Genomic DNA, 434 nt, shown 5'->3' with positions numbered 1-434 from the left:
GGACTACATGTTCTTCAGCCCATGGGTGATCATGATCCCAGGCGTGGCACTTTTCGTGCTCGTGCTCGGCATCAACCTCCTGGGCGACGGATTACGCGACATGTTCGGCGCGAGGACCGATCCATGAGCGCCCTGCTCGAAGTCGAGAAGCTCGAAGTAGGCTTCGGGCGCACCGCGGCCGTACGCGGCACGTCGTTCACCGTCGAGCGCGGCGAGACCCATTGCCTGGTGGGCGAATCGGGCTGCGGCAAATCCGTGACCGCGCTCGCCATCATGAATCTGCTGGCGCGCGGCGCGGTGCGTCGGGCCGAGCGGCTGGCCTTCGAAGGCGAGGACCTGCGCACCCTGAACGACGCCGGCATGTCGCGGCTACGCGGCAACGCGATGGCGATGATCTTCCAGGAGCCGATGACGAGCCTCAACCCGGCCTACAC

General features: G+C 65.9%; 1 protein-coding gene. It reads left to right on the top strand.

Going from position 1 to position 434, the window contains the following annotated elements:
- Nucleotides 1-123: 123 nt before the first annotated feature.
- On the top strand, nt 124-434 hold a 311-nt coding region (locus tag JG676_RS08200; protein ID WP_200217927.1), incomplete at its 3' end, for an ATP-binding cassette domain-containing protein.

The organism is Campylobacter sp. 2018MI34 (assembly GCF_016598975.1).
In the GTDB taxonomy this organism is placed as follows: domain Bacteria; phylum Campylobacterota; class Campylobacteria; order Campylobacterales; family Campylobacteraceae; genus Campylobacter_D.
This window is presented reverse-complemented; position numbering and strand designations above follow the sequence as displayed.